Annotated in this window: 9 protein-coding genes; 3 read left to right on the top strand and 6 right to left on the bottom strand. The window is 67.0% G+C overall.

What is annotated here, in order from left to right:
• Positions 1 to 6 precede the first annotated feature (6 nt).
• From GGG17_RS15875 to GGG17_RS15850, 6 genes are all read right to left on the bottom strand, one after another.
• On the bottom strand, positions 7 to 2,364 hold the full coding sequence (locus GGG17_RS15875; protein ID WP_154594669.1) for a heavy metal translocating P-type ATPase: 2,358 nt from the start codon (positions 2,362 to 2,364) through the stop codon (positions 7 to 9).
• Between the two features lie 62 nt (positions 2,365 to 2,426).
• Complete coding sequence (locus GGG17_RS15870; protein WP_154594668.1) at positions 2,427 to 2,639, bottom strand: heavy-metal-associated domain-containing protein; 213 nt, start codon at positions 2,637 to 2,639, stop codon at positions 2,427 to 2,429.
• 93 nt (positions 2,640 to 2,732) lie between these two features.
• A complete protein-coding gene (locus tag GGG17_RS15865; RefSeq protein WP_129627175.1) occupies positions 2,733 to 3,011 on the bottom strand; it encodes a hypothetical protein in 279 nt (92 codons plus the stop codon).
• Between the two features lie 121 nt (positions 3,012 to 3,132).
• Positions 3,133 to 4,044, bottom strand: coding sequence for a F510_1955 family glycosylhydrolase (locus tag GGG17_RS15860; protein ID WP_115921513.1), 912 nt, complete (start codon positions 4,042 to 4,044; stop codon positions 3,133 to 3,135).
• Positions 4,044 to 5,546: a multicopper oxidase family protein gene (locus GGG17_RS15855; RefSeq protein WP_230083099.1), complete on the bottom strand. Its 1,503-nt coding sequence runs from the start codon at positions 5,544 to 5,546 to the stop codon at positions 4,044 to 4,046. Before GGG17_RS15855 ends, GGG17_RS15860 begins: the two co-directional genes overlap by 1 nt.
• Positions 5,547 to 5,583: 37 nt before the next feature.
• A complete protein-coding gene (locus GGG17_RS15850) occupies positions 5,584 to 5,823 on the bottom strand; it encodes an SHOCT domain-containing protein (RefSeq protein WP_154594666.1) in 240 nt (79 codons plus the stop codon).
• Between the two features lie 165 nt (positions 5,824 to 5,988).
• Here GGG17_RS15850 and GGG17_RS15845 point away from each other — a divergent pair, with 165 nt between their 5' ends.
• The 3 genes from GGG17_RS15845 to GGG17_RS15835 all read left to right on the top strand — a co-directional run.
• Positions 5,989 to 6,723: a response regulator gene (locus GGG17_RS15845; RefSeq protein ID WP_288798697.1), complete on the top strand. Its 735-nt coding sequence runs from the start codon at positions 5,989 to 5,991 to the stop codon at positions 6,721 to 6,723.
• On the top strand, positions 6,723 to 7,835 hold the full coding sequence (locus GGG17_RS15840; RefSeq protein ID WP_154594670.1) for a sensor histidine kinase: 1,113 nt from the start codon (positions 6,723 to 6,725) through the stop codon (positions 7,833 to 7,835). Before GGG17_RS15845 ends, GGG17_RS15840 begins: the two co-directional genes overlap by 1 nt.
• 155 nt (positions 7,836 to 7,990) lie before the next feature.
• On the top strand, positions 7,991 to 8,272 hold a 282-nt coding region (locus GGG17_RS15835; protein WP_195849263.1), incomplete at its 3' end, for a transposase.

Below are 8,272 nucleotides of genomic sequence, written 5' to 3'. Positions count from 1 at the left end.
ACTCCCTCAGGCGATTGTCTGTGCGCGCAGGCGTAGGGCGTTGGCGATAACGCTGACGCTGGAGAGGGCCATTGCGGCGGCGGCGATGATGGGTGAGAGCAGGAGCCCGAAGACGGGGTAGAGGACGCCGGCGGCGACGGGTATGCCGAGGGCGTTGTAGATGAAAGCGAAGAACAGGTTCTGTCGGATGTTGCGCATGGTCTTCTCGGAGAGTTCGCGTGCACGGACGATGCCGGTGAGGTCGCCCTTGAGGAGGGTGACGCCAGCGCTCTCCATGGCGACGTCGGTGCCTGATCCCATCGCGATGCCCACGTCAGCGGCAGCCAGTGCGGGGGCATCGTTGACGCCGTCGCCAGCCATCGCGACCACGCGGCCTTCGCTCCGGAGCTTGGTGACGATGTCGCTCTTGTGGTCGGGCAGGACTTCAGCTTCGACCTGGTCGATGCCGAGCGTCTTGGCCACAGCGTGGGCGGTGACGCGGTTGTCGCCGGTGAGCATGACGATCCGGATGCCTTCCTCCCGCAGTGTCTTTAGCGCGGCGGGCGTGGTGGCCTTGATGGGGTCTGCGATCGCGAAGAGGCCTACGAGCCGGCCATCGGCTCCCATGTAGATGACGGTGGCTCCGTCGCCGCGCAGCTCATCGGCACGGTCCTTGAGGCCGGTGGTGTCGATGTGGTGGGAGTCGAGGAAGTCGGAGCTGCCGAGGACCAGGACCTGTCCTTCGACGGTGCCTATGACGCCGCGGCCGACTGGTGAGTCGAAGTCTGTGACGTCGGGGATGGGCAGGCTCCGGGCGGTGGCGGCTTCGACGATGGCCAGGGCGAGCGGATGCTCGGAGGCACGCTCGACGCCGGCGGCGAGGCGCAACAGGTCGTCCTGGGAGTGTTCGCTGGTGGTGACGATGTTGGTGACGGTGGGCCGGCCCTCGGTGAGCGTTCCAGTCTTGTCGACCACGAGTGTGTCGACCTTCTCCATACGCTCGAGGGCTTCGGCGTTCTTGATGAGCACACCCAGTCCCGCGCCGCGTCCGACGCCGACCATGATCGACATGGGAGTGGCCAGCCCGAGCGCGCAGGGGCAGGCGATGATCAGGACCGCGACGGCGACGATGAGCGCGTGCGCGAGTTTGGGGTCGGGTCCGACCAGCGCCCACACGATGAACGCGACGACGGCGATGACGATGACGGCCGGCACGAAGATGCCAGCGACTTTGTCGGCCATGCGCTGGATGGGGGCGCGGGAGCGTTGCGCGTCGGCGACCATGGCGACGATCCGGGCGAGCATGGTGTCGCGGCCGACCTTCTCGGCGCGCATGATCAGGGCGCCGCTGCCGTTGATGGTGCCGCCGATGACGGTGTCTCCGCTTGTCTTGGTCACGGGCATGGATTCCCCGGTGACCAGGGACTCGTCGACTGCTGAGCGGCCTTCCTCGACTGTCCCGTCGACAGGCACGGCCTCGCCGGGGCGGACCCGCAGCCGGTCCCCGAGTTGGACCGTGTCCAGAGAGATCTCTTCCTCGTCGCCACTGTCCGTGATGCGGCGGGCGGTCTTCGGTGTCAGATCCAGCAGGGCCTTGATGGCTCCGGAGGTCTGTTCGCGGGCACGCAGCTCGAGGACTTGCCCGAGCAGGACCAGGGTGGTGATGACGGCAGCGGCCTCGAAGTAGACATCGACGGTGCCCGCGTCGCCGCGGAAGGAGGCGGGGAAGATCCCGGGCGCGACGGTCGCGATGACGCTGAACAGCCACGCGATTCCAGTGCCCATCGCGATGAGGGTGAACATGTTCAGGTTGCGGGTGCGGACCGAGGCCCAGCCGCGCACGAAGAAGGGCCACCCGGCCCACAGCACCACCGGCGTTGCCAGGATGAGTTGGAGCCAGACGGAGGCACGCGCGGAGATCAGGTCATGCAGGAAGGGGACGAAGTGGCGGCCCATCTCGAGGATCACGATCGGGATGGTCAAGGCGGTGGCGACCCAGAAGCGGCGGGTCATGTCGGCAAGTTCCGGGCTGGGACCGGTGTCGGCGGTGACGGTGACCGGCTCGAGAGCCATCCCGCAGATCGGGCACGACCCAGGACCGGGACGGCGGATCTCGGGGTGCATCGGGCACGTCCACTCGGCAACGTCTTCGTTCACGTCCTGGTTGCGCGAGGCCGCGTCGTCGGAGTCTTGTGGGGGCGTGAGGAAGCTGGCTGGGTCGTTGCGGAAGCGGTCGCGGCAACGCTCGGAACAGAAGTGGTATGCCGTGCCCTCGAGTGCGAGGGTCAGAGCCGTGGCGGGGTCGACCTGCATCCCGCACACCGGGTCGGTCACGAACTGGCTGGTCGTGGTGACGCTCTGGTGGTGCTCATGGTCGTGCTGCATGTCCGGGTTCTCCTCCGGCAGAGCTCGTGACGCCCGTTGTGGTCGCCACGGCTGGGCGTGGGTCAGTTGCGGTGGGCGGTGTAGCCGGCCTCGACGACGGCGCTGACGACAGCGTCGTCGGAGACGTGTCCACTAGTCGTGATGATCAGTTCGCCGGTGGCGGCACTGACCGTCAGGTCTCGCACGCCTGGCAATGCCGAGACCTTGTCGAGGACGCTGCTCTCGCAGTGGCCACAGGTCATTCCAGTGACGGCATACGTCTGGGTGGAGTTCATCAGGTCTGGCCTCTTCTGTAGGTGACACCCTCCCAACAAGCATACCCCCTAGGGGTATTCCCTGATGTTTGGGTCGTGGGGCGGTTGGGGTTCTCACGGCTTGTGCTCGTGGTTGGTGCCGTGGTTCATCCAGGCCATCATCACGCCCATCATGAGCAGGCAGCCCATTGCGTAGAGCAGGCCGCCGGCGCCGAGCCGGCCGGTCGTGATCAAGGTGCCCACGAGCAGCAGCATGGGCACGCACATGAGCCACATCAGCCAGTGGTGGCCGCTGCGGCGACCGGGCTCAGTGGGGGATGACTCGGTGGGGGTCGGCTCGGCGGGTGGGGTGAGGGGTGCGTAGGTCGGGTTCGGGGTGTTCTGCTGTTGCATGGCTGCTCCCTTGGTCTCGGTTGCGGTGCTCGGGGCTGTCCCCGGGTGCTTTCAGCCTGCGAGGTCGATGTGGCCCTCGGGTCGTGGTTCGGTGAAGATCTGGTCTAGGTCTATGCGGGCTTCACAAGAGCTTCTCGACGGTGGCGCCCCCGTCGGCGGTGCGCAGTACTGCGCCGTCGGCGACGAGGATGGTTTCGATCTGGCCGTCGGTGCCGCGTTGGGCGAACAGGGCCTGTGGAGCTCCGATGCGCTTGGGTTGCAGGGTCCAGGTCGCTCCGGTGTCGTTGCTGGTCGCGATCTGGCCGTTCGTGGTGGCGATCACGATGGTTTGCTCGTCGGCCCACGCAGCGAGCAGGGCCGTCGCGGGTGGGGTCAGGCCCTTCCAGGAGCGGCCGTCGTCGGTGCTGTGGAGGAGCCCGGTTTCGGTGGTGGCGAGTAGTGCTCCGGTTTGCGGTGACGCGGCCAAGGTGCGGGGGGCAGCCGGGATGGTGCGGGTGGTCCAGGTCTCGCCGTCGGTGGTGCTGCGAAGAGTGCCATCGAAGCCGACCACGCTGGTTGGGCTTGAGGTGAGGGCGTGGAAGTCGGACTCTCCGCCTCGAGAGCTGACGCGCCACGTGCGACCGGAGTCGGTGGAGGTGATGAGCCCGACCGGCTGGGGCAGGTCGACGCCTGCGCCGGGGTGCCCTGAGGCGTAGTAGGTGCCGTCCGGGGCGACGGTGAAACCCATCAGGTCGATGACCGGTCCGTTCTGTAGGAGTTCGCCGTTGGCGTGGCGGAAGAGTCCCTCGTGGGTGGCCAGGAGTAGGTCACCGGTCTTGGGGTCGCGGGCGACAGCGTGGATGTGGGTGATCGCGACCGGCGGTTGGTTGGCTGCTGATGCGGTGGAGGTTGACCCTCCTCCGGCCACGGTGGGGGTCGCGATGGACGTCGTATTGCCGGTGGGTGTGGTCGTGGCGCCACACGCGGCCAGAATCGTCGTGGTCACGAGTACGCCCCCTGCGACGAGGACGCGGCGTCGGGTGGTGGTGATCATCAGCGGTACTCCAGGGCGATCATCATGCCCGCTTCTGCGTGGTAGATGTTGTGGCAGTGGATCATCCAGTCGCCGGCGTTGTCGGCGTCGAGGTCGATCGCGAAGGACTGCATGGGCGCCATCAGCACGGTGTCCTTGCGCAGCCCCGACGGCAACGCGAAGGTGTGGCCGTGCAGGTGCAGGGGATGGGTCATCATCGTCATGTTGGTGGCGTTGATCCGCAGCCGTTGCCCAGCCTTGACGGTCAGTGGCTCGTTCTCGCCGTACTTGGCGCCGTTCATGCCCCACTGGTAGGGCTTCATCGAGCCTTGCAGGGCCAGGTCGACGGTGGTGTCCGGCTCCTTGCCCGGCAGCTTGGCTGCTTCGGTCGGGCGCAACTGTGAGCCGATGAGGACCTGACCGGCCAGCTCGCCCGGGTCAGCGTCCGCTCGAGGAGTGGCACCGTCGCCGGTACGGACCACGGCCATCGCCTGCCCGCCGCTGGTCTTGCCGAACGGTCGCGCGACAAGAGGGAAGGCGCCGTCGCCGAGAGTGACGATCGCGTCATACCGCTCTCCCATCCCGATGTAGAAGGCGCCGACCTCGGTCGGCTCGACCGCGTGCCCGTCACTGTGGGTGATGCTGAGCCGGTGCCCACCAAGGGCCACGGTGAAGATGGTGTCGGAAGCCGCGTTGATGACCCGCAGGCGCACCTTCTGGCCCGGTTTAGCGGTCAACACGTCCGGGTCGGTCGGGGGTTTGCCGTTGATCAGGAACAGCGGATAGGTGACGTCGCCGGCGTCCCCCCACGGCCCGCTCCCCATCGACATCCCACCCATGGATCCGTGGTCCATGCCACCCATTCCGCCCATGCCGCCTCCGTTGGCGGGGCCACCGTCGGCGATCAGCTTCTTGAACACCTCGTCGGGGGTGGTGCCGGTGCCATCGATCCAGTCGTCGAGGACGAGGATCCACTCGGCGTCGTAACCGCCGGGGTCGGTGGGGTCGTCAATGATCATCGGGGCGTACAGCCCGCGGTCGAGCTGGACCCCGACGTGGGGGTGGAAGAAGTAGGTGCCCGGATCAGGTGCGGTGAACTCGTACACGAACTTGCCGCCGGTCTTGACCGGATCTTGGGTCAGTCCGGGAACTCCGTCGGCGGCGTTGGGCAGTCGGATGCCGTGCCAGTGGATCGTGGTGTCTGCGGGGAGCTGGTTGTCGAGCGTGAGGCGCAGGAAGTCCCCTGCGGTCGCTCGCACCAACGGGCCCGGCAGTGCACCGTCGTAGGCCCACGTCGCCACGGTCCGCCCGCCCAGGTCCAGGCTGACCGGTCGGGCGGTCAACGTCTTCTCGAGCACCTTCTGTCCCGGTGAGGGGGAGACTGGCGTCGGGGGCCCGAAGGTTCGCGACGGCATACCCCCCGTCCCTGACGAGCTAGAGGTGCATGCGGCCAACGTTGCGGTCGAAGCCAGACCGAGCCCGCCGAGGAGGATGTTGCGGCGGGAGAGCAAGGACGAAGTCATGATGCCTTTCACAGGGGGTCTCAGTGCGTGGTCGCAGTCAGTGGCCATCGACGATGAGGCGGCGGCTTTGTTCGTACTCATCGGGACTCACCTCGCCGCGGGCCAGGCCCTCCTTCAGGAGGGTGAGCGGATCCGGTCGCGCCGATTCCTGCCTGACGCGCCCCGCCGGGAGCAGGGCCCGGATCACCAGCACGATGACGACCCAGAACGCGAAGGTGCCGGCTCCCATCACGAGCCACATCCACCAACCCATCCCGGTCCCGTTGCCCCACATCATGAGCGTTCTCCCGCCTCGCCGTCGCGGCGCACTTCGCCGGACACGATCCACGGTGCAACCTGCTCCTCAAGACCAGGCGGTGGCGAGGTTAAGGTCTGACGAAGATCCGCTCCCGGCGCCCTAAGAGAGATCGGCCCACGGGCGCAGGGCAGGGACACTGTCAGCGTGAACACGACACCACCCCCGGCCGCTCGGGTCCTGATCATCGAGGACGAGACGACGTTGGCCGGGATGATCGCGGCCTACCTGTCCCGCGCCGGTTATGAGTCCAGCGTGGTCCACACCGGCCCGGACGGCGTCCGGGCCGCCCGTGACCTGGCACCAGATGTCGTGATCCTGGACTTGGGCCTGCCCGGGCTGGACGGCATCGAGGTGTGCCGTCAGATCCGCACCTTCACCGACTGTTACGTCATCGTCGTCACGGCCCGAAAGGACGAGATCGACACCCTCATCGGTTTGTCCGTCGGCGCGGACGATTACGTCACCAAGCCGTTCAGCGTCCGCGAACTGGTGGCCCGAGTCCAAGCGGTGCTGCGCCGCCCTCGCACCGGATCCGCCACCGACTCCGCCACCGACTCCGCGACCGCGCGTAGTGAACCGACCCGGGTGTTCGGTGACCTTCGTGTCGACCCGGAGGGCCAGCGTGTGCACCTGGGCGACGTCGAGGTGGCCCTGACCCCCACCGAACGAGACCTGCTCATGGCTCTGGCACGCCGACCATCAATGGCGTTCTCCCGCCGCCAGCTCATCGACGACATTTGGGGACCCGACTGGGTCGGTGACGAGCACCTCGTCGACGTGCACGTTGCTCACCTGCGCCGCAAACTTGGCGATGACCCTGACACCGGTAGATACATCACCACGGTCCGAGGAGTCGGGTACCGGATGGGACAAGGGTGATGGCACCAGCGCGGACCTACAGCACTGGGCTGGCGACCCGCCTCCTGGCTGGACAGGCCATCGTGCTGGTCGCCGGTGCCCTCACTGTCGGCCTGGTCGCCGCCATGATCGGCCCGCCCATCTTCCACGACCACCTCGTCGAAGCCGGCCACCAACAGAACTCGCCTGAGCTCGTCCACATCGAGATGGCCTACCGCGATGCCTCGCTGATCTCCGTCGCGGTCGGCGTGTTGATCTCGCTGCTCGCAGCTGGCGCGGTCACATGGTTCCTCAGCCGACGGCTCCGCCGCCCTCTCGAACAGGTCACGGCCGCCGCCGAAGAACTCACCCGTGGGCACTACTCCACGCGCGTTCCGACTATCGCCTCAGGCACCGAATTGGAGACTCTCGCGGCTGCGTTCAACACGATGGCCAGCAAGCTCGAAGGTATCGAAGACACCCGACGACGGATGCTTTCCGACCTCGCCCATGAACTGCGCACACCCATCGCCACCCTGAGCGCCTACCACGAAGGCCTCCATGACGGCATCGCCGCCCTGGGGCCCGAATCTCGCGCAGCTTTGGAGGAACAAACGACCCGGCTGGCGCGCCTCGCCGACGACATCGACGAGGTCTCCACGGCCGAGGAGGGCCGACTCGCCCTTCACCTCCAGGCACACCGCGTCATGGATCTCCTCTGGGCGGCCCACGAGGGCATGCGTGACGCCTTCGCCGCCAAGGGAGTCAACCTCGTCGTTGAGACACCCACTGCTCCAGGCCTCGACGTCCACGTCGACCACAACCGTATCGGACAGGTCCTGACCAACCTCCTCTCCAATGCACTCCGCCACACCCCCCCGGGAGGAACCGTCATCCTGGCGGCCCACCGCAGCGGCGATGAAGCGGCAATCTCCGTGACCGACGACGGCGACGGAATGACACCCGAACAACTTGACCACGCCTTCGAACGCTTCTATCGAGGGGACACAGCCCGCACCCGCGACCGCACCGGATCAGGCATCGGGCTCACCATCAGCAAAGCTCTCATCGGATCCCACCACGGCAGTATTTACGCCAGCAGTGGCGGCCGCGGGCACGGCACTCGGCTGACATTGACCCTCCCACTGCTTTGACGCTGCGGCTCCACGACCGACCCTCGGCCTGAGTGAAGTCCAGCAGAGTGGTGTACGACGGACCTGAGTGAGCGCGTGCCTCCAACGTAGGCGCGGCCACCGGGTGGATCCTTCGAGTGATCTGCGAAAACCGACTCGAAGAAGGAACCACAACGATGACCGCTGTACCCAGTATCGACCCTGCCCGCTTCCTCGACGAGCAGCTGTCCCAGGCGAGCCCTGATCTGATGCGGGAGCTGCTCACCACGTTCGTCAACGCACTGCTCTCTGCCCAGGCCGACGCGGTGTGCGGCGCCGGCTACAACGAGCGGAGCCCGGAGCGGGTCAACTCCCGCAACGGCTACCGCCACCGCGACCTCGACACCCGGGTCGGGACTCTCGACGTCGCAGTGCCCAAGCTCCGCCAGGGAAGCCTGTATCCGGAGTGGCTGCTCGAA

The organism is Arsenicicoccus cauae, assembly GCF_009707125.1.
Taxonomy (GTDB): domain Bacteria; phylum Actinomycetota; class Actinomycetes; order Actinomycetales; family Dermatophilaceae; genus Arsenicicoccus; species Arsenicicoccus cauae.
The sequence above is the reverse complement of the archived record's forward strand: the minus strand, read 5'-3'. Positions and strand labels throughout refer to the sequence as shown.